The organism is Streptomyces sp. NPDC001980, assembly GCF_040296885.1.
Lineage (GTDB): Bacteria > Actinomycetota > Actinomycetes > Streptomycetales > Streptomycetaceae > Streptomyces.
Genome location: NZ_JBEOYD010000024.1, coordinates 77,679 through 96,733, shown reverse-complemented (window position 1 = coordinate 96,733; position 19,055 = coordinate 77,679). Strand labels below are relative to the sequence as shown.

Here is a 19,055-nt window from a genome sequence, read left to right as displayed (position 1 = left end):
CGGAAGAACGCACCATGACCCCGCCGTCCGCGACCGCGGAATCCAGGTACCGGCTCCTCGTCGTGGAGGACGAGCCCAGCATCCGCACGCTGCTGGAATCGACCCTCCGCCTCGCGGGCGGCTACGAGGTGAGCGGCGCGGACAGCGGGCAGTCCGCGCTGGTCGAGGTGGAGCGGGTGCAGCCGCACCTGATGCTCCTCGACGTCATGCTGCCGGACCTGGACGGCTTCGAGGTGACCCGCAGGCTGCGGGCGGCCGGGAACGACGTACCCGTGCTGTTCCTGACCGCCCGCACCGGGGTCGACGACCGCATCAAGGGCCTGGCGGCGGGCGGCGACGACTACGTGGCGAAGCCCTTCAACATCGAGGAGGTCCTGCTCCGTATCGAGGCCATCCTGCGCCGCACCGCCGCCGCCCCCGAGCCGCCCGCGCCCGTCGGCGTGCTGCGCTACGCCGACGTCGAACTGGACGAGCTCGCGCACGAGGTGCACCGCGCGGGCCAGTACGTCGCCCTGTCCCCCACGGAGTTCCGGCTCCTGCGCTACCTGCTGGTCAACGCCGGGCAGGTGGTGAGCAAGACCCAGATCGTCGACCACGTCTGGAGCTACGACTTCGCGGGGGACCAGCGCATCATCGAGACGTACGTGAAGTACCTGCGCCGCAAGATCGACCGGTTCGACCCGCCGCTGATCCACACGGTCCGCGGCGTCGGCTACTGCCTGCGGCTGCCCCGCGACCACCAGGAGGCGTCGGAGTCGTGAGGCGCCGTCCCGCCGCCGCGCTCACGTCCCTGCGCGGCCGGCTCATCATCGGCGTCACCCTGCTGGCCACCGCCGCGGTGCTCGCGTCCCAGTTGGCCGGGTTCTTCGTGCTGCGCTCCTGGCTGGTGGACCGGGTCGACCAGCAGCTGACCGGCTTCCAGCCGCCGTCGCCCGCGTTCCTCAAGGCTCTGCGGGAGTCCAAGGCGGAACAGAGCCAGCAGTCGGCACTGCCCTCGGACTTCCGGATCTACGTCTACGACGCCGAGAACCACCTCATGAGGACGGCGCTCGGCTCGAAGGACAAGCCGGCGCCCGAGCTGCCCGAGTCCGCCCGGAACCTGAACCTGCGGGAGGGCACGCCCAGCACCCTGCCCGCCGTCTCCGGAGGCGGGCACTGGCGCGTGGTCCTGCGGGACGGCGACGACGGCACGAAGATCGTGGTCGCCCTGCCGCTCGACACGGTCGACGGCACCACGTCGAAACTCCTCTGGCTGGACGGCGTGCTGCTGGCCGTCACGATCGCCGCCCTGCTCGCCCTGGGCCGGTCGGTCGTACGGCTGGGACTGCTGCCGCTGACCCGGATGGAGCGCACCGCGGCCGACATCACCGAGAGCCGGCCGGACCTGCGGCTGCCCGACACCGACCCGCACACCGAGATCGGCCGGCTCGGGAGGGTGCTGAACTCGATGCTGGACCGGCTGCAGCGGGCGCTGGCGGAACGCGAGGCATCCGAGGCCCGGCTGCGCCGCTTCGTCGCCGACGCCGGCCACGAACTGCGCACCCCGCTCACCTCCATCCAGGGGTACGCCCAGCTCGCGCTGCGTCCCGAGCGCCGCCCGGCGGAGGAGGAGCGGGAGGCGCAGCGGCTGATCGTGCAGAACGCCGAGCGCATGGGTCTCCTCGTCGACGACCTGCAACTGCTCGCCACCCTCGACAAGGAGCCGGCGTACCAGTCGGAACCGGTCGACCTGCTGTCGCTGGCGGCCGACGCGGTGAGCGGCGCCGCCGTGCACGGCCGGGGGCATCCGACCGACCTCGGCCCGCTGTGCGACGACGGCGAGGACGGCGGGGAGCTGGACATCGTCCCGGCCGTCGGCGATCCGCACCGGCTGCGGCAGATCGTGGAGAACCTGCTGTCGAACGCCCGTACCCACACCCCGCCGAACACCCCCGTGCACGTGCGGGTCGGCGTCACCACGGCCGGCTTCCGGGCCGGCGGCACCAACCGCCCGGGACGCTACTCGGCCTCCGCTCCGCTGCCCCTGGGCGGGACGGTGGCCGTCCTGGAGGTCGCCGACGAGGGCCCCGGCCTCGCCGCGTCCGACGCCGAGCACGTCTTCGAGCGCTTCTACCGCGCCGACCCGTCCAGGTCCCGCGCCCACGGCGGCAGCGGCCTCGGCCTGGCCATCGCGGCGACCATCGCCGAGGGCCATCGCGGCCGCCTCGAACTCGACACGGCACCCGGCCGCGGCTGCACGTTCCGGCTGGTCCTGCCGGCCGCGGACTGACCGCGGGCGCGCCGTCAGCGGCTGCCGGAACCGTCGGCCGACGCGAACGAGATCGTGCCCTGGGCGACGGCGCACACGCTCTCGCCGCCGTCGGCCCCGACGTTGGCCACCTCGCAGCGGCAGACGGCGAGCGAGCGGCCGGCCCGCACCACCCGGGCCCGGGCGCGCAGGAGTTCGCCGTCCGCCGGGCGCACGTAGTCGATGGTGAACCCGGCTGTCAGGGGCCGGCTCCCCGGCCCGGTACCGGCCGCGAACGCCATCGCGTTCTCCGCCACGTAGGCGAGCACCCCGCCGTGGACGTATCCGTACTGCTGGCGCAGTTCGGCGCGGTTGTCCAGTTCCAGCGTCGCCCCGCCGTCGCCGAAGGCCACCAGCCGGGTACCGACCAGGACGCTGAAGGGCTGGGCCGCCAGGACCTTCCGGGCCAAGGCCAGATCAGGCGTGTCGGTCACACTCGCCACCCCACACCGGGTTTCGATTCACTAGTGAAGTGAGAATGGCGCCGGACCGTCTCCTCTGTCAAGATTCCGCCCATGCCCGAGCCCGACCAGCGCCTCTTCTTCCTGCTGCAACGCGCCGCCCACCAGCTGCGCACCACCGCGGACCGGCGCCTGCTGTCCGCCGCCGGGATCACCACCGCCCAACTCGGCGCACTGCTCGCGGTGAGCGACGAGCCCGGCATCACCCAGCAGCGGCTGGCCCAGGTCCTCCAGCAGCGCGAGTCCGGCATCACCGCGCTGGTCCGGCGGCTCACGGACGCCGGCCTCGTCACCCGGCACCGGCACCCGAGCGAACACCGCGCGGTCGTACTCGAACTGACCGAGCGCGGTGCCGGTGCGCTCGCCCTGGCCCGGCCGGAGATCGACGGCTTCAACGCCGAGCTGCGCGCCCTGCTCGGCGCCGACGGCTTCACGGAGACCGCCGCGGCCCTGCACCGCCTGGCGCACTGGGAGCCCTGAGCGGGGTCAGCGGTCGCGGCGTGCCCGGCGTGCCTCCAGCAGCAGCGGCAGCAGGGACAGGACCACGATCGCGCCGACCAGCGGCAGCAGATAGCGGTCGATGTGGGAGACCGAGGAGCCCAGGGCGTACCCGGCGAGGACGAAGGTCTGGGACCAGAGGACTCCGCCGACCGCCTGCCAGACGGTGAACGGCCGTACCGGCACCCCGAGCGCCCCCGCCGCCGGGTGCAGCACCGACCGGAGCATCGGCACGAAACGGCCGATCACCAGCGCCTTGCCGTACCCGTAGCGGGCGAGCAGTTCCTCCGCCCGGGCGGTGCCCTCCCGCACCCGCGGCCGGGAGGTACGGGCCAGCAGCGGCCGCCCGCCGTGCCGGCCGATCAGATAGCCGACCTGCCCGCCCGCCACCGCGCCGACGGCCGCGCACACCAGCACCTGCCACAGCTCCAGCCGCGGCGCCCGGTCCGCGTTCGCCGCGCACAGCACACCGGCCGGGAACAGCAGCGTGTCACCCGGCAGGAAGAAGCCGACGACCAGCAGCCCGGACTCGGCGAAGATCACCGCCAGGACGCCCAGCGCGCCGAAGGCAGCGAGCAGCGAGCCGCTGTCCGTCGGATTGACGGCGATCACCACGCTCGCCTCCCCGCCCCGCTCGCCGGCCGTCTCCCTCAAGTGTCGCGTGACCGCGGCCGGGGACCTGCCCGCAACACCGCGCGTCCGGACGCCGCTGGGACCGGAAGGCGGGACCGAGCGGCTCATCTGCCCCAGATCCTCCGGTAGGCCTCGCGGTAGCCCGGTGGGTCCCAGGTCGTGGCTCCGGCGCTGTTGGCGGCTGTCGAGACGTGGGTGGGGGCGACGTAGCCGCTGGCCGGACGGCCGGAGAAGGCGCGGTTGAACTCGTCCACGATCTGCCAGCCCTGCTGCGACAGCGGCTCGGGAACGGTGGCGGCCTGGTACTGCCTGCTGTTGATGCGCTGGAAGGCGGACGGGTCGCCGTCCCCGGCCCCGATGTTGAAGGGCGGTCCGGTCCCCTTGCGGCCGGCCGCGCGGAACGCGGGGGCGGCGTCGGCGAAGTACAGGTCGTTGATGGCGACGGAGTGCGTCCACGTGTCCGGGAAGCGGGCGAGCAGCGAGGCGATCTCGCGCGGGGTGCGGCTGCTCGCGTCCGGGATCGGGATGTTCTCGTACGCGAGCAGCCGCACGCCGGCGCAGGTGGCGAGCTTCTTCCTGATCAGCTCGGACTTGGTCCTCGCGAACGGGACCGAGGCGTCGGTGAACAGGACCACCCCGGCCCGGCCGTCGGACTGCGCGATGATCCACTGCGCGCTGATGCCGGCCACGTCCTGGACCCGGGTGGTGACGTTGGTGAAGAGCGGGGGCCGTCTGCTGGGGCCCGGGGCGACCACCGCGTGCCAGCCCACGAGCGGGATGCCGGCCGCGCCGGCCTCGGCGACCTGCTGTGCCGTCGAGCCGGGGTCGAAGCCGCCGATGACGATGCCCGAGGGCCGCAGGGCCACGGCCTCGCTCATGGCCGCCTGGATGCCGGCGGGGCTGCCGGCTCCGTCGATCACCCGGACGTCCCAGCCGATGACGTGCGCGGCCTCCCGCAGGCCGTTCGCGACGCCCGCGACGCCGGGGTTGGTCATGGTCTCCGCGACGAAGACGACCGTCCTGCCGGACACCGCCGCGGGGCCGGTGGCCGGTCCGTTCCAGGCGGTGCCGGTCCGCTCCGCCCGTGCGACGGCGGCCCCGGCCGAGGCCTGGACGGCGGGACAGCCGCCGGGGCCGGTGGTGGTGACCGCGGGGCCGTTCGACGAACCGCGCTGGCAGCCGGCCAGGGCAGCTGCCGCGGCCAGCAGCGCGAGGGCGACGGCCCGGGCCCCGCCGGTCCGGGGAGCGCCGGCCTTGCGGGTGCGGGCGTCCCTGGTGGGGGTCATGGCGCGGTGCCGCCGCCGGATGCCGCCGTCGGCGGGTGCGGCGCGGCGGCCGGTGCGTCGCGGGCCGCGTCGGCCCCGGAGCGCAGCCGGCGGGCGGAGTAGCCGGCCAGACCGACGGCGAGCAGCAGCGTGCCGCCGTAGAACAGGGGGACCGTCCAGAACGCGGCGCCCAGCTGTCCGATGCCGGTGAGGCCGACGGCGAGCACGGCGACGGCGACCAGCGTGCCGAAGGCGTTGGGACGGCCGGGTCTGATCGCGGTGGAGCCGAGGAGCGCGCCGACGAACGCGGGCAGCAGATAGTCGAGACCGACGCTGGGATTGCCGATCTGCTGCTGAGCCGCCAGCAGCACCCCGGCGAAGCCGACGATCAGCCCCGACGCGGCGAACGCGTAGACGGTGTACCTGCGGGTCGGAATGCCGACCAGTTCGGCGGCGCGCGGATTGGCACCGATGACATACAGGCACCGGCCGAGCGGCAGCCGCTCCAGCACCACCCAGAGGACGACGGCGAGGGCGAGGACGTAGAACGCGGGCAGTGGCAGGCCGAGGAGCGTGGCGTCGTAGAGGTCGGTGAAGGCGGCCGGCAGACCGGCCGGGCCCGGGACGATCCTGCCGCCGCCGGTGACCCAGCCGGTCACGCCGTACAGCATGCTGCCGGTCCCGAGGGTCGCGATGAACGAGTCGATCCGGCCGAACTCGACGACCACACCGTTGAGAACCCCCATCACGCCGCCCCCGGCGATCACCGCGAGGCAGGCCCAGGGCCAGGGCCAGGCGGCGTCGACGACGAGCTGCAGCACCATGACGTGGGCCAGGCCGAGACCGTAGCCGAGGGACAGATCGAAGGAGCCGGTCACGACGGGGACCATGGCGGCGAGCGCGAGGACGGCCGGGATCGACTGGTTGGACAGGATCGAGTCGAGGGTGTCCCGGGTGGGGAACGTGTGCGGCAGCGCGAGGGAGAAGACCACGACGAGCAGCGCGGTGAGGACCAGAAGTCCGTAGGCGCCCGCGAGGTGCCGGGCCGGACCCCGCCGGAACGGCCGGAAGCGGGGGGCGGAGGGCGGCGGCGCTGCGGTCATGAGCCCGTGGTGGTTCCGGGGGCCGGCAGGGCCGAGGCCGCCCGGGCGAGCCCGGTGACCGTGAGGTCCGCACCGCTCAGCTCCGTGGTCACGCGGCCGCGGACGAACACCAGGGCGCGTCGGCACACGCCCGCCACCTCCTCGAAGTCGGTCGAGACGAGAAGGATCGCGAGTCCGCCGGCCAGCGCCTCGTCGAGCAGGCGGTGGACCGCGGCCTTGGCTCCGACGTCCACGCTCGCGGTCGGCTCCTCCAGGACCAGCAACCGCAGGTCCACGCCGAGCCAGCGGCCGATCAGGACCTTCTGCTGGTTGCCGCCGGACAGGGTGGCGAGGGGCGCCTCGCCGTCGCGGGGCCGCACCGCGAACCGTTCGATCAGCTCCGCGGCCCGGGCACGTTCGCGGCGGGGACCGGTCCAGCGCAGCGCGGGCAGCCCGCCCGCCCGGGGATTGGCCAGCAGGTTCTCGCGCACGGTCAGCCCCATGGCACAGCCCTCACGCTGCCGGTCGCCGGGCACCAGGCCGACCCCGGCCGCGACGGCGTCCGCGACCGACCGGGGCCGGTAGGGCCGCCCGCCCAGGAGGACCCGGCCGCCGAGGAAGGGCCGGGCGCCGGCCAGGGCGCGGCCGAGCTCCAGGTGCCCGGCGCCCGAGAGGCCGACCAGGCCCAGCGCCTCCCCGGCCCGCAGCTCCAGGGCGATCGCCGCCGTGCCTGCGGTCCGGGCGCCGTCGAGGACCAGGACGGCGGGGCCGCCCGCGGGGACAGTGGGGGGAAGCGGGCGGCCCGGTTCTGCGCCGGCGATGTCGTGGGCGGGCGCTGCGCCGACGATGTCGCGGACCAGCCGGGCGGGACTGTGGCCCGCCAGCGGGCCGTGGCTGACCAGCCGGCCGTCGCGCAGGACGGCGAAGGCGTCGGCCACCTGATACACCTCGTCCATGCGGTGGGTGACGTAGAGGATGCCGTGCCCCCGGTCCCGCAGGGCGTGCAGCACGCGGAAGAGCCGGGCGCAGTCCGCGGCGGGCAGGCGGGCGGTCGGCTCGTCGAGCACGACGAGCCGTGCGCGGGCCGCCAGCGCCCGGCCGACGGCGACCAGCGAACGCTCCGCCGGACCGAGCCGCGCGACCGGCACGTCCGGATCGAGGTGTCCGGCGACCGTCTCCAGGGCCCCGGCGCAGCGCTCCCGGGTCCGCCGCCAGGAGATCAGTCCGGCGCGGCGCGGATATCCGGTGGTCAGGGCGATGTTCTCGGCGACGGTCATCCACTCCACGAGCCCGAGGTCCTGGTGGATGAAGGACATGCTGCGGGCGGCGGCCTGACTTCCGAGCGGATGCCCGGCCACCGTGACCGACCCCGCGTCGGCGTGATGGACCCCGGCGAGCACCTTGATGAGCGTGGTCTTTCCGGCACCGTTGGGGCCGAGCAGGGCGAGGACGCTGCCGGCCCGCACGTCGAGATCGACCCCGTCCAGCGCGAGGGTCCCGCCGAACCGCTTGGCGAGCCCGCGGATCCGTACCAGGGGGTCGGGAGGCTCGTGCACGGACAGCTCCGGGGGTCGGCCTGGCGTCTTCTTCTTCCCGACTCTCCCCGGTGATACTAGTGGGACAAATCTCCGCATTTCGGATTACACACCTGAATGCCGGATGGGATGCCGGATTCGATGCCTGTGGTGACACCAACGGGTCAGCCATGTGGGCCGCCCCACGGCTCGGCCGCCCACCGCCTCAGGCGGCGTCGAGCCCGCACTCGGCCCAGATGACCTTGCCCTGCCGGATGTAGCGGGTACCCCAGCTCCGCGCCAGCTGGGCCACCAGGAACAGGCCGCGGCCGCCCTCGTCGGTGGTGGCCGCCCGGCGCAGGTGCGGGGCGGTGTTGCTGCGGTCGGAGACCTCGCAGATCAGGGTCCGGCCGTGCAGCAGACGTACCCGGACGGGGCCGGAGCCGTGGCGGATGGCGTTGGTGACCAGTTCGCTCAGCACCAGCTCCGCGGCGAACCCGGCATCCTCGAGTCCCCAGTCGGTCAGCCGGCGCAGCGCCGAGGAGCGGACCTCGCTGACGAGGGAGGGGTCGGCGGGCAGGTCCCAGGTGGCGATCCGATGGGGGGCCAGGGCGTGGGTACGGGCGACGAGCAGGGCGATGTCGTCACGGGGGTGGTCCGGGGCCACCGTGTCCAGAAGCGTCTCGCAGATCTCCTCGGGTGTGCGGTCCGGGCGGGCGAGGGCGCCGCGCAACCGGTTGAGGACCAGGTCCACGTCGCGGTTGCGGCCCTCGATGAGCCCGTCGGTGTAGAGGACCAGTCGGCTGTCCTCGGGGAGGTCGATGTCGACGGCTTCGAAGGGCAGGCCGCCGAGGCCCAGCGGGGGCCCGGCGGGCAGGTCCGGGAAGGTGACCGTGCCGTCGGGGTGGACGAGCGCGGGCGGAGGGTGCCCGGCGCGGGCCATGGTGCACTGCTGCGTGGTCGGGTCGTAGACGGCGTACAGGCAGGTCGCGCCGAAGATGCCCGTCTCGCCCGCGGCGGGGTCCTCCCGGTCGAGGCGTCCCACCAGGTTGTCGAGGTGGGTGAGGACCTCGTCCGGGGAGAAGTCGAGTTCGGCGAAGCTGCGGGCGGCGGTGCGCAGCCGTCCCATGGTGGCGGCCGAGAGCATGCCGTGGCCCACGACGTCACCGACCAGGAGGCCGACCCGGGTGCCGGAGAGGGGGATGACGTCGTACCAGTCCCCGCCCACGTCCGACTCCGCGGGCAGGTAGCGATGGGCCACGTCGACGGCGTCCTGGTCGGGCAGCCCCTGCGGGAGCAGGCTGCGCTGCAGGGTCAGGACCATGGTGCGCTCCCGCGTGTAGCGCCGGGCGTTGTCGATGGACAGGGCGGCGCGGCCGGCGAGTTCCTGGACCAGCGAGCGGTCGTCGTCGTCGAAGGGCGCGGGGTGCCGCCCACGGTAGAAGGCGGCCACGCCGAGGACGACGCCGCGAGCCACCAGGGGGACGGCGATGAGCGAGTGGACGTGGGCCAGCATCACCTCGGTGCGCGGCGGGTCGTGGGCGAGCCAGCCCATGGCGGCCCTCAGGTCCGGTTCCAGCACGGCCTGCCCGTCGGCCAGGCAGCGCAGGTGCGGGGTGGCCGGGCCGTAGTCGACGCGCTTGCCGACCGGGTGGAACGGACAGTCGTCGGCGATGCCGTGGACCACCGTGCGGTACAGGTCGGAGAAGGGATCGGTGGCCTCCTCGCCCCGCAGCACGGCCTCGGGCAGGTCGATCGTGACGTAGTCGGCCAGCCGCGGCACCGCCGTCTCGGCGAGTTCCTCGGCGGTCCGCCGCACGTCCAGGGTGGTCCCGATGCGCGTGCTGGCATCGGTCAGCAGCTCCAGGCGGCGACGGGCGGCGAGGGCGTACCGCCCCACATGCGGCTCTCCCACCAGCACGAGCCCTCTGGCCGGGGGCTCCGCCGGGGATTCTGCCGGGGGCTTCGCCGGGGGCGGCGAGCCGCGACCGTCTGTCGCGGCGCCGGGGCCGGTTCCGGCGCCGACCTCGTATCCGGCCTCGTATCCGGAACGGCCCGCCGTGCCGCTGGGGCCGCCTGCGGTTCCGATGCCCTCGCCCGGCGCGCCGCCCGGACCGCCCGCCGAGGCAGCGGCGCCGCGCGATTCGGCGCGGAGAGGTACGAGGCCGGGCGCAGCGGTACCGGTCACGGTGCCGGGCGCCACGACGACGGGGACGGCCGCGGTCGGCGGGACGGTGAAAACGGCGGACGTCACCCGGACGGCAGCGCCGGGCACGGACGACGCCGCAGGTTCGGCGGACCTGGCGAGGTCGTGGGCGAAGTCGGCGGGGAGGAGGGTCGGGCGCCGCGGCTCCTCGGCCGGCCACGGGACGAGGAGGGGCTCGTGCGGTGCGGGTCCGGGCAGGACGGCCTCGATGACGAACCCCTGCACGCCGGTGGCGGTCGTCGCGGGACGGCTGACCAGCGTGACCCGCCGGCCGTCGGACAGGGTCACGTGGACGGCGGCTCGCTGCGCCCAGGAGATCAGCTCGACGGCCTTCTCCATGAGGGTCGCCCGGTCACCGGGGCGCATCCCGAGGGCCGGCTCGCCGAGCCCCAGGCGGTGGTGAGGTCCGGCGGCGGTCTCGGCGCCGGTGTCCAGGTACGCCCGCAGCAGGGCCCGCTCGCGTTCGGAACTCTGTCCGAGCAGCCGCCTCTCGATGGCGTGGGCCGCCCGGCGTATCACGGTGGCCAGCGCCGGGTCCTCGGCGCTGCGCGGGTAGCCGAGGCACAGGACGCCCTCGATGCGGCCGCTGATCGGGTCGCGGACGGGCAGTGCCCGGCAGGCGTTGCCCTGCGCGCGCTCGGCGAAGTGCTCGGCGCCGTAGACCTGGACGAGCTGCCGCTCCGCCAGTGCGAGCCCGATCCCGTTGGTGCCGGCGTACCGCTCGGCGAACACGAACCCGGGGACGCGCTGGAACGCCGGGAGGCTTCTGGCCAGCGACGCCTCTCCGAAACGGCGCAACAGGACGGTCCCGTTCGCGTCCGCGACGGAGATGTTCATCCTGCTGCCGGCGAACCAGGACTGCAGCCGGTCGAGCACCGGCACGGCCGCACGGATGATCCTGGCATCACGCTCGAAGTCGTCCCGGAAGGGGAGCCCGGGCTGGTCGGGGGAGAGTCCCAGGGCCCGGCAGCGTTGCCACGAGTGCGAGATGGGAGTGCGTACGCCTGCCTCGACCGCCTCGCCCTGCAGAAAACGCTCACGTGAGCGGGCGGGCCCCTTGCCGTCTGTCGCACGCCCCATCGCTGCCGCTTTCCCGCCGCCCCGAACCACGCTTCGCCTCACTCGCGTCCGCAGAGGCCGTTTCGCTCCAAGAAGCTTTACTACAACAATAGGATATACGTGAGATTACGGACCTCGCGTACTGGCTGTCACAGGACGGCGACCGGGTTGACCGGCGAGCCCGTCCCGCCCGGGATGTTCAGCGGCGCCACCACGAGCAGGAACTCGTACCGCCCCGCCCGCCCCGTCGCGGCCGACAGGGCCTCCAGGTCGAGGTTGTCCAGCAGCGGCACCCCCATCGCGGCCACGACGAGGGCGTGGACGGGCGAGTGCACACCGGCCACGGGGGAGGGCCGTACGTCACTGTCGCCGTCACCCCCGAGCAGCGCGATGCCGCGCTCGGCCAGCAGAGGTACGGCGTCCACGTGGAAGCCCGCACAGGCCGCGTCCGGGTCCCAGGCGCCGAGGTCCGCGCGACGGCGGGTCCGCCCCGAGCGCAGGAGCACCGCGTCGCCCTCGCCGATCCGCACGTCGAGTGCCCGCTCCGCGGCGATGACGTCCTGCTCGTGCACCGCCAGCCCCGGCTCCAGCCAGCGGACCCCGAGGACGGCGGGGAGGTCGAGGAGCACGCCCCGGGTGACGAGGGGGCCGAGCGCCGACACCGCTCCGAAACGGGCGCCCGCCGCGCCGACGACGTCCTTCGCCGTCCGGCCGTCGTACAGCCGCCCCCGGTAGGAGACGTGGCACAGCGCGTCGAGATGGGTGACGGCCTTGCCGTGGTAGTCGGCGGCGATGAAGTCCTTGTGGGTGGCGGGCTCCGGGCTCTCCACGTCGCCGAGATCGGTCATGTGGTGCAGGGCGGGCCTGGGGTTGTCGGGGCCGGGCACGGTGTTCCACGGCAGCGCCAGCGGTACGACCAGGCCGGATCGCACGGCGGTCGTAGCCTGTCGTACCTGCTCCGCGGTCACCCGGTTCCAGGCGCCGCGGTCGGCCGGGGTCCAGCGGCCCCAGGTGCGGACCGCCTCGAAGAGCGCGTCGAAGTCCCGACGGGAGACCGCGGGTCCGTTCCGGGCACCGGTGGGACCGTGGTCCGGGCCGTCCGCGGCGCTCGTGCTCATCCGTACTCACCGCTTTCGTACTCACCGCTGTCCGCGTCGATGCACAGCCCGGCGGCGGGCTCAGCGCTCCGGCGGCCGTACGCGGCACAGCGGCCCGGTGACCCGTCGCGGGCCCGCCGGCCCGGATTCCCAGCCTGGCACGACCTGCCCCGACGCGCCGGGTGCCCGCGGCCGGCCTCCGGGGCAGGTCCCCGGAGGCCGGCCGGGCCGGTCCGTGAGGCCGCACAGCGGGCAGGGCCGCAGGGCGGACCGTAGATTGAGGACGGAGCCGTTGAGGCGGGAAGGAGCGTCAGCGGTGGCATCGCGGGTTGATCACACGGCGCTGTTCGCCGCGACGCCGAGCCCGTATCTGGTGCTCGGTCCGGATCTGGTCATCGTCGACGTGAACCGGGCCTATCTGGCGGCCACCGGACGCACCCGGGAGGACCTGATCGGGCGGCACATCTTCACCGCGTTCCCGGACAACCCCGCCGACCCGGACGCCGACGGGGTCAAGAACCTCGGCGCCTCCCTGCACCGGGTCCTCGCCACCGGCCGGCCCGACACCATGGCGCTGCAGAAGTACGACATCCCGGTCATGGGCCGGCCCGGGGTCTTCGAGGAGCGCTGGTGGTCCCCGGTGAACACCCCCGTGCTCGGCGCGGCCGGCCAGGTGGACTACATCATCCACCGGGTCGAGGACGTCACCTCGTTCGTCAAGGAGTACCGGGCCACCCACCCCGACGGCGTCCGGGCGACGGAGCGTCCGCAGGAGACGCAGGCCCTGGAGGCGGAACTGTACGCCCGGGCGCGGGAGCTGCAACGGCTGAACGAGGAACTGCGCCAGGCCCACACCCGTGAACGCGAGGTCGCCGTCATCCTCCAGGAGGCCATGCTCCACGTCCCCGACCTGGCCCACCACCGCGACATCGCGGTGCGCTACCTGCCCGCCACCGGCTCCCTCAACGTCTGCGGCGACTGGTACGACGTCATCGACATCGCGCCCGACCGGCTGGCCGTCGCGGTGGGCGACGTGATCGGCCACGGTCTGGAGGCGGCGGCCGTCATGGGCATGCTCCGCAGCGCGCTGTCCGCCGCCACCCGGGCCCTGGAACGCCCCGCCCAGGCCCTGGAGGTGCTCGGTCTGTACGCCAGGTCCGTCGAGGGGGCGCTCGGCACCACCGCCGTCAAGGCGGTCGTCGACATGCGCAGCCGTCTGATCACCTACAGCAGCGCGGGCCATCCGCCGCCGATGCTCATCCACCCCGACGGCAGTTGCGAACTGCTGGACCAGGCCACCGACCCACCGCTCGGCGCCCGCCCGCAGCACGTCCCGCGCCCGCAGGCGAGCCTGCCGTACAAGCCGGGCGACACCCTCGTCCTGTACACCGACGGGCTGATCGAGCGGCGGGACCAGGACATCGACGTCGGTCTGCGTCAACTGGCCCACGTACTCGGTGAGTTCGCCCATCTGGCCACCGAGGAGCTCGCCGACACCGTGCTGGCCCGCCTGGGCGTCGCCAACGGCGGCCGGGACGACATCGCGCTCATCGTCGTACGGCTCTGAGCCGCGGGACTCCGACGGGGGACCGGCGCCCGCTAACGGCCGGCGCGTACCCCGTCCAGGGCGATGCCGAGGACGCGGTCGCGCTGGGCGTCGTCGTCGAAGGCCGTCGCCGTGATGCCGGAGACCATGCGGAGCAGGTCGCCGATCTCCATGTCGGTGCGGACCACCCCGGCCTTCTGGGCCCGCTCCAGCAGCGGGCCGCCGGCCGCGTACATCGAGTCACGGCAGGCCTGGAAGATCTCCGACTCGTCGTTGAGGGCCTCGCGCACCGCCCGCTTGGTGACCATGTAGCCGGTGAAGCGGTCCAGCCACGAGGTCAGGGCCTCCCACGGCTCCAGCCCGGCCAGGTCCACGGCGGCCCGGCACAGCGCGTTGACCTCGTCCGCGTACACGCTCTCGAAGAGGTCGCGGCGGGTCGGGAAGTTCCGGTACAGGGTGCCGATCCCGACCCCCGCGCGGCGGGCGACGTCCTCCAGGGAGACGTCCGCGCCGCGCTCGGCGAACGCCTCGCGGGCGGCCGTGACCAGCGCGTCGTAGTTGCGGGCCGCGTCCTTACGGTGCGGTCTCCGGGACGCGACGATCTCGCTGACGGGGAACGGGCTGTCCGTCACTGCTGCCTCCCGAGTGACAGGGGTGAACCGGAGGGTTTCCTCGACTTCGGTTGAAGCGGAGGGTCGCCTCCAGTAGAGTGGAGGGGTACCTCCACTTTAGCAGTGCGGAGCGGTACCGCCATGGCCGGACGCGGCCCGGTGTCTCCCTCATCCTTCCCTCCGTTCCGATTTCGGAGAGGCCCTTCATGCCCCGGAAGTCCACCCGCCTCACCTTCGCGGTCCTCGCGACCGGTGCCGGCGTGTTCTCCATGCTCCAGTCGCTGGTCGCACCGGCCCTGCCGACCGTCCAGCACGCCCTGCACACCTCCCAGTCCACCGCGACCTGGGTGATGACGGCCTACCTGCTGTCCGCCTCGGTCTTCACCCCGATACTCGGCCGGGTCGGCGACCTGGTCGGCAAGAAGCGCACCCTCGTCGCCGTCCTGCTGGCCGTCCTGGCCGGCTGTCTGGTCGCCGCCCTCGCGCCGAACATCGGCGTCCTGATCATCGCCCGGGTCGTCCAGGGCATCGGGGGCGCCCTGTTCCCGCTCTCCTTCGGCATCATCCGCGACGAGTTCACCCCGGCCGAGGTCAGCGGCAGCATCAGCAACCTGTCCGCGGTGATCGCGGCCGGCGGCGGCGTCGGCATCGTGGCCGCGGGACCGATCGTCTCGGCGCTCGGCTACCGCTGGCTGTTCTGGATCCCGGTCGGCGTGGTCGCGGTCACCGTCCTGATCGCCGCCCGGTACGTTCCCGAGTCGCCCAAGCGGGCCGAGGGCAGTGTCAGTTGGCTGGGTGCCGGGCTGCTCTCCGCCTGGCTGGTGGCGCTGCTGCTGCCGCTGAGCCAGGCCGGTCAGTGGGGCTGGGGCTCGGCCAAGGTGCTGGGCCTGTTCGGCACGGCCGTCGTCCTGTTCGCCGTCTGGCTGCTCACCGAGTCGCGCTCCGCCACCCCGCTCATCGACCTGCGCGTGATGCGGCTGCCCGCCGTCTGGACCACCAACACGGCCGCCCTCCTCTTCGGCGCCGGCATGTACGCGATCTGGTCCTTCCTGCCCGGCTTCGTCCAGACCCCCGCCGCGGCCGGCTACGGCTTCGGCGCCACCGTCACCGAGTCCGGCCTGCTCATGCTGCCGATGCTCATCGCCATGTTCCTCTCGGGCGTCCTCGGCGGCCGCCTCGAACCCCGCGTCGGCGCCAAGGCGCAGCTCACCGCGGGAGCCGCGCTCGGCGCGCTGGCCTGCGGCTTCCTCACCCTCTGGCACGACGAGCAGTGGCAGATCGGAGTCGTCGCCGGACTGTTCGGCCTCGGTATCGGCCTGGCCTTCGCCTCGATGGCCAACCTCATCGTCGGCAGCGTGCCGCCCGAGCAGACCGGCGCCGCGACCGGCATGAACGCCAACATCCGTACCATCGGCGGCTCCATCGGCGCCGCGCTCACCAGCGTCCTGGTCACCGGCCGGCTCCAGCCCTCCGGACTGCCGTACGCCTCCGGCTACACCCACGCCTGGGCGCTGCTCGCGCTGTTCTGCCTGACCGCAGCCGGTGCCGCCCTCCTCGTCCCGGTCCGCCGGGCGAGCCGGGCCGCCGACCCGGTCACGGAGCGGCCGGCGGCAGCACCCGTACGCGTGCGGTAGTGTTGACCTGCGTGATCACGCGGAACCCACCGCGTGACCCCGCAGCGGGACGTGGCGCAGCTTGGTAGCGCACTTGACTGGGGGTCAAGGGGTCGCAGGTTCAAATCCTGTCGTCCCGACGGTGCGAGGGGTCTTCGCAGGCGAGAGCCTGTGGGGGCCCTTTTCGTATGGGTCGTTTCCGATCTTCGAGGTTGAGCATGCCGCTCATCGGCACCTTTACTCGGAGGTCGGCGCAAATGCCGTTGCTGGACCTGGACAAGATCACTACGGATTTGTCCAAGACCTGGTCGGGGTTTCTGCGGGACTGGGACCGCTCGTTGCGGGCGGGGAACTATCCGGAGACCACCCGCTACAACTATCTGTTGGCAGCTGCCCAGTTGGGCCGCTACCTGGGGGAGTATTCGCCGGACCCTGAGGCTGACGAGGCGGCCAAGGATCCGACCGCAGTCAGTCGCGCGCACATCGAGGCGTTCCAGGCTTGGATGATCGAGACGCGGTCGGCGTCGACGGCGCTGAACAAGCACAAGGCACTGCAGCAGTTCTTCAAGTGGCTGATGCTCGACGAGGGCGAGATCGACCGGTCGCCAATGGAGCGGGTCAGGCAGCCGAAGATGCCGCAGAAGCTGATTCCCTTCCCGCCATCTCCTGCGCTTTTCCCTCGTCTGCCGGGTCAGGGCCGGCGCGCTGCCCAGGGAGATCGGGTTCTGGTTCTGGGTCGGGGTGGCGGGCGTGCTGGACGGTTAGGAAGGCCAGGGCGAGCATCGCGCAGGTGACGTGCCGGTGCCAGGAGGTCCAGCGGCGGACCTGGTACTGGCCGAGGCCGGTGATCTGTTTGGCGAGTTCGTTGTTCTCCTCGATCTTCCAGCGGACCCCGGCCCTCACGATCGCCTCGGTGACCGGGTCGGCGGCCGGGACATGGACGAGGAAGTACGCGTACTCGAAGTCGACGCGGCCGCCGGCCAGTTGCTTCTTCTCGGTGCTGCGGCGGATCAGCAGCTGGTGGGCGAAGCCGTCGGCCGGTACCTGTCCGGCCAGGGAGACCGCGAACCAGGTCCAGTCGTAGGCTCGCTGTCCCTTGGAGCCCTCGCCCTGGCTGCGGCGTTCCCACTGCTCGCGCACCGTGGCGTAGTACAGCAGGTCACCGGGCGCCGCGACCTTCGGCAGGTACGGCTTGCCCGGCGGGCCCTGAACCGGCAGCGTGAGCGGCACCGCGAGCACGTAGCGGATCCTCTGCCCGTGCAGCCAGGACCTCAGAGTGGGGTCCTTGCCGTAGTCCGCGTCGGCAGCCACCCACGAGAACGGCAGCCCACCGGCCACCGCGCCCTGCAGTATGGCGATGCCCAGCTGCGGCTTGGTGGCGAAGGCGACCTCATCGGGACTCCGGCCGTCCGACGCCGCTCACGATCGCCGGTCCAGGACTGCGGCAGGTACAGACGCCGGTCGTAGAAGGTGTGGCCACTCGCGGCGGCATAGGTGAGCATCACCATGACTTGGCAGTTGCGGACGTCACCGGTCGTCCCGCAGTGCTGGTGGCCGACCCCGACGGACTTGTCACCCTTCTTGATCACCTGGGTGTCGTCCATCACCAGCGTCGCGCCCGGATCCCCCAACTCCCTTGCCGCGTAAGCCTGCACCTCGGCCAGCAGTCCGTCCGCACTCCAGGATGCCTCGCCCAGAAACTTCTGGATCCGGTGCGGGGTGGCATGCCCGGCTCGCCCTGCCATCGTCCAGCCGTTCTTCCGGCCCAGGTCAGACAGCAGCCCCTCGATCAGATCGGCGAACACCTCCCGCGGCTCCGGCCGGGCGAACAGATGCCCCAACCCGCCCGTCAGGGCAGCCAGTTCCTCTGCCCACCCCTCAACGTGCTCCACCCTCACATCCATCAGCGTGACCGGACAAACGGTCAGCACCGATCACCAGTCACAAGATCTGAGGTAGTACCTGACAGTGTTAGAAAAATCTATCTCTGCCAAATCGCAGCGAGGCCCGGATAGCGTCACGACTCGTGCGACTCCACCGGTGACCAAGGACGAAGACGGACGACGAGATTGCTACGAGCCCTTGGCTCACTCGACAGGCGGCAGCAGACGGAAACGTGAAGAACCGCCGATCCGAGGTCTGCCCTGCGGCCCAATCTCAGGCCGATTAGTTTCCACAACGGCCATCGACGAACTTTGTTCTGAGTCTTAACGAACCCGGGACACCTATCTATGTGAAAGAGCTCATCATGGCCATACATGTCGTTATCGGGGCCGGTTCCATCGGCACAAATGTCGCTCGCCTGCTCGCCGACCGCGGTGAAAGCGTCCGCATTGTCACGCGCAGCGGCTCGGGCCCGGAGTATCCGCAGGTCGAACGGGTCGCCGCGGATGCTTCCGACCCGGGCCGCTTGACCGAACTGGCTCGCGGCGCAAAGGTAATCTATCACTGCGCGAACCCGCCTTCCTACACAATGTGGGAACAGCTGTTGCCGCCCATACAGAATGCGGTCATCGCGGCCGCGAAAGCAAACAGGGCCGTGTTGGCAATTACTGGCAGCATGTACGCTTACGGCCCGCAGCCTGGCGGTATGATGAACGAAGACACCGCCATGGCCGCCACTGGGCCTAAAGGCCGTCTCCGTAAACGGCTGTGGGAGCAGGCCCTTAACTCCGGAGTTCGCACTGTGGAGGTTCGCGGGTCCGACTACATCGGCAGGGACTCGAATGGCCTGTATTCCATAATCATTGAGCCGGCAATGAAGACGGGCCGAGCAGCCTGGGTGCCTGCCGATCTAGACGCGCCACATACCTTCACCTTCAACGGAGACATGGCTCAGGCCCTGGTCGCACTTGGAAATGATGAGCGTGCGTGGGGTCAGGCGTGGCATGTGCCGTCGCCACCGGCCATCAGCATCCGTGAACTGGCGCGGCGCTACGCCGCCGCTGCAGGTCGGCCCCCGGTCAAACTGATCCCGATGCCACGCGCGGCAATGCGCACAGCTGGGCTTTTCGTGCCGACAGCGCGTGAAATGGCCGAAATGGACTATCAGTGGTACTCGCCGTTCCTCATGGACGCCTCAAAAACGGCTGACACCTTCGGCCTCACCGCCACCGACCTGGACATCATTATCAATGATCAGGTGAGCGCGGCCGCGGCTTGATCCCGCCTCCCGATTTCGAC

The 19,055-nt window shown here is 72.3% G+C and carries 15 protein-coding genes, 1 tRNA gene and 1 pseudogene; 8 read left to right on the top strand and 9 right to left on the bottom strand.

The features are described from left to right. The first annotated feature begins 14 nt into the window (after positions 1 to 14). Positions 15 to 761 carry a response regulator transcription factor gene (locus tag ABT137_RS31395; protein ID WP_351714485.1) on the top strand — a complete coding sequence of 249 codons (747 nt, stop codon included), beginning with the start codon at positions 15 to 17 and terminating at the stop codon, positions 759 to 761. After that, positions 758 to 2,269 carry a sensor histidine kinase gene (locus ABT137_RS31390; RefSeq protein WP_351714484.1) on the top strand — a complete coding sequence of 504 codons (1,512 nt, stop codon included), beginning with the start codon at positions 758 to 760 and terminating at the stop codon, positions 2,267 to 2,269. Before ABT137_RS31395 ends, ABT137_RS31390 begins: the two co-directional genes overlap by 4 nt. Before the next feature lie 14 nt (positions 2,270 to 2,283). Here the strand turns inward: ABT137_RS31390 and ABT137_RS31385 are convergent, their stop codons facing one another. After that, a complete protein-coding gene (locus ABT137_RS31385) occupies positions 2,284 to 2,721 on the bottom strand; it encodes a PaaI family thioesterase (protein WP_351714483.1) in 438 nt (145 codons plus the stop codon). 81 nt (positions 2,722 to 2,802) lie between these two features. Here ABT137_RS31385 and ABT137_RS31380 point away from each other — a divergent pair, with 81 nt between their 5' ends. After that, on the top strand, positions 2,803 to 3,228 hold the full coding sequence (locus ABT137_RS31380; protein WP_351714482.1) for a MarR family winged helix-turn-helix transcriptional regulator: 426 nt from the start codon (positions 2,803 to 2,805) through the stop codon (positions 3,226 to 3,228). Between the two features lie 6 nt (positions 3,229 to 3,234). Here the strand turns inward: ABT137_RS31380 and ABT137_RS31375 are convergent, their stop codons facing one another. The 6 genes from ABT137_RS31375 to ABT137_RS31350 form a co-directional block, all read right to left on the bottom strand. Continuing rightward, positions 3,235 to 3,858, bottom strand: a complete 624-nt coding sequence (locus ABT137_RS31375; RefSeq protein WP_351714542.1) for a DedA family protein — start codon at positions 3,856 to 3,858, stop codon at positions 3,235 to 3,237. 125 nt (positions 3,859 to 3,983) lie between these two features. Beyond that, the gene (locus ABT137_RS31370) at positions 3,984 to 5,165 is read right to left on the bottom strand and encodes a substrate-binding domain-containing protein (protein ID WP_351714481.1); all 1,182 of its coding nucleotides are present in this window, start codon (positions 5,163 to 5,165) and stop codon (positions 3,984 to 3,986) included. Then, on the bottom strand, positions 5,162 to 6,247 hold the full coding sequence (locus ABT137_RS31365; RefSeq protein WP_351714480.1) for an ABC transporter permease: 1,086 nt from the start codon (positions 6,245 to 6,247) through the stop codon (positions 5,162 to 5,164). Before ABT137_RS31365 ends, ABT137_RS31370 begins: the two co-directional genes overlap by 4 nt. Continuing rightward, positions 6,244 to 7,860: a sugar ABC transporter ATP-binding protein gene (locus ABT137_RS31360; protein ID WP_502984600.1), complete on the bottom strand. Its 1,617-nt coding sequence runs from the start codon at positions 7,858 to 7,860 to the stop codon at positions 6,244 to 6,246. Before ABT137_RS31360 ends, ABT137_RS31365 begins: the two co-directional genes overlap by 4 nt. A 106-nt stretch (positions 7,861 to 7,966) precedes the next feature. Then, positions 7,967 to 11,026: a SpoIIE family protein phosphatase gene (locus tag ABT137_RS31355; protein WP_351714478.1), complete on the bottom strand. Its 3,060-nt coding sequence runs from the start codon at positions 11,024 to 11,026 to the stop codon at positions 7,967 to 7,969. Between the two features lie 128 nt (positions 11,027 to 11,154). Beyond that, positions 11,155 to 12,123: a cyclase family protein gene (locus ABT137_RS31350; protein ID WP_351714477.1), complete on the bottom strand. Its 969-nt coding sequence runs from the start codon at positions 12,121 to 12,123 to the stop codon at positions 11,155 to 11,157. A 295-nt stretch (positions 12,124 to 12,418) separates the two neighbouring features. Here ABT137_RS31350 and ABT137_RS31345 point away from each other — a divergent pair, with 295 nt between their 5' ends. Continuing rightward, positions 12,419 to 13,669, top strand: a complete 1,251-nt coding sequence (locus tag ABT137_RS31345; protein ID WP_351714476.1) for a PP2C family protein-serine/threonine phosphatase — start codon at positions 12,419 to 12,421, stop codon at positions 13,667 to 13,669. Positions 13,670 to 13,701: 32 nt separating this feature from the next. Here the strand turns inward: ABT137_RS31345 and ABT137_RS31340 are convergent, their stop codons facing one another. Next, on the bottom strand, positions 13,702 to 14,280 hold the full coding sequence (locus ABT137_RS31340; protein ID WP_351714475.1) for a TetR/AcrR family transcriptional regulator: 579 nt from the start codon (positions 14,278 to 14,280) through the stop codon (positions 13,702 to 13,704). 185 nt (positions 14,281 to 14,465) lie between these two features. On the opposite strand from ABT137_RS31340, the gene ABT137_RS31335 reads away from it, so the two are divergent. The 3 genes from ABT137_RS31335 to ABT137_RS31325 all read left to right on the top strand — a co-directional run bounded on the left by ABT137_RS31335 (position 14,466) and on the right by ABT137_RS31325 (position 16,666). Beyond that, a complete protein-coding gene (locus tag ABT137_RS31335) occupies positions 14,466 to 15,893 on the top strand; it encodes an MFS transporter (protein WP_351714474.1) in 1,428 nt (475 codons plus the stop codon). Between the two features lie 45 nt (positions 15,894 to 15,938). Further along, positions 15,939 to 16,012 (top strand) — tRNA-Pro (locus ABT137_RS31330). Between the two features lie 48 nt (positions 16,013 to 16,060). Further along, on the top strand, positions 16,061 to 16,666 hold the full coding sequence (locus ABT137_RS31325; protein WP_351714473.1) for a phage integrase N-terminal SAM-like domain-containing protein: 606 nt from the start codon (positions 16,061 to 16,063) through the stop codon (positions 16,664 to 16,666). Between the two features lie 19 nt (positions 16,667 to 16,685). Here ABT137_RS31325 and ABT137_RS31320 read toward each other — a convergent pair. Further along, positions 16,686 to 17,776: pseudogene (locus ABT137_RS31320) on the bottom strand (IS701 family transposase); the annotation flags it as partial. 344 nt (positions 17,777 to 18,120) lie between these two features. On the opposite strand from ABT137_RS31320, the gene ABT137_RS31315 reads away from it, so the two are divergent. After that, positions 18,121 to 19,035, top strand: coding sequence for an NAD-dependent epimerase/dehydratase family protein (locus ABT137_RS31315; protein WP_351714472.1), 915 nt, complete (start codon positions 18,121 to 18,123; stop codon positions 19,033 to 19,035). Positions 19,036 to 19,055 lie beyond the last annotated feature (20 nt).

Coding starts and splice junctions, on each gene's coding strand:
- ABT137_RS31365 (WP_351714480.1), bottom strand. CDS start 6,247: ATGACCGCAGCGCCGCCGCCCTCCGCCCCCCGCTTCCGGCCGTTCCGG.
- ABT137_RS31335 (WP_351714474.1), top strand. CDS start 14,466: ATGCCCCGGAAGTCCACCCGCCTCACCTTCGCGGTCCTCGCGACCGGT.
- ABT137_RS31315 (WP_351714472.1), top strand. CDS start 18,121: ATGGCCATACATGTCGTTATCGGGGCCGGTTCCATCGGCACAAATGTC.
- ABT137_RS31380 (WP_351714482.1), top strand. CDS start 2,803: ATGCCCGAGCCCGACCAGCGCCTCTTCTTCCTGCTGCAACGCGCCGCC.
- ABT137_RS31350 (WP_351714477.1), bottom strand. CDS start 12,123: ATGAGCACGAGCGCCGCGGACGGCCCGGACCACGGTCCCACCGGTGCC.
- ABT137_RS31355 (WP_351714478.1), bottom strand. CDS start 11,026: ATGGGGCGTGCGACAGACGGCAAGGGGCCCGCCCGCTCACGTGAGCGT.
- ABT137_RS31360 (WP_502984600.1), bottom strand. CDS start 7,860: ATGCGGAGATTTGTCCCACTAGTATCACCGGGGAGAGTCGGGAAGAAG.
- ABT137_RS31395 (WP_351714485.1), top strand. CDS start 15: ATGACCCCGCCGTCCGCGACCGCGGAATCCAGGTACCGGCTCCTCGTC.
- ABT137_RS31325 (WP_351714473.1), top strand. CDS start 16,061: ATGGGTCGTTTCCGATCTTCGAGGTTGAGCATGCCGCTCATCGGCACC.
- ABT137_RS31370 (WP_351714481.1), bottom strand. CDS start 5,165: ATGACCCCCACCAGGGACGCCCGCACCCGCAAGGCCGGCGCTCCCCGG.